This is a genomic window from Oerskovia turbata (assembly GCF_000718325.1).
Classification (GTDB): domain Bacteria; phylum Actinomycetota; class Actinomycetes; order Actinomycetales; family Cellulomonadaceae; genus Oerskovia; species Oerskovia turbata.
In genome coordinates this window covers 1-514 of record NZ_JOFV01000042.1, presented here as the reverse complement: position 1 = coordinate 514, position 514 = coordinate 1, and the positions used below count along the sequence as shown (strand labels likewise).

The window sequence follows — 514 nt, the reverse complement described above, 5'->3', positions numbered from 1 at the left end:
GGCCATCCTCGCCTGGGACACCCTCGGCAAGAAGCTCATCATCGTCCAGCTCTACGACCAGCAGGGCAACATCGCCCTGGGCCTGGTCCCGATCGTCCTCCTCGACGTCTGGGAGCACGCCTACTACCTCGACTACCAGAACGTGCGCGCGGACTACGTCACCGCCTGGTGGAACCTCGTCAACTGGGCCGACGCCGACGCACGCCTCGCCCGCGCCCGCACCCAGGGCGAAGGCCTCATCATCCCCGCCTGACCCTCGTGACCAGTGCCGGGCGCCGCGCGCCCGGCACCATGAGACCCGCGTGAACGGGAAAGGCCCCGGCACCGCGGCGCGCACCACGCGCGACGCCGCCGGGGCCTTCCTGCGGGCAGCCAGAACCCTCCAGAAAGGTGGTCCGCCGTGACCTATGTGATCGCTCAGCCTTGTGTGGACGTGAAGGACAAGGCGTGCATCGAGGAGTGTCCGGTGGACTGCATCTATGAGGGCAAGCGGTCGTTGTACATCCATCCGGAC

Annotated in this window: 2 protein-coding genes; both read left to right on the top strand. The window is 67.9% G+C overall.

Annotated features, from left to right (window positions below; translation table 11 throughout):
• The coding region (locus IE95_RS0118305; RefSeq protein ID WP_030153664.1) for a superoxide dismutase at window positions 1-253 on the top strand (253 nt) is incomplete at its 5' end.
• A 147-nt stretch (window positions 254-400) separates the two neighbouring features.
• A partial coding sequence (locus IE95_RS19300) for a hypothetical protein (protein WP_036572740.1) occupies window positions 401-514 on the top strand: 114 nt, incomplete at its 3' end.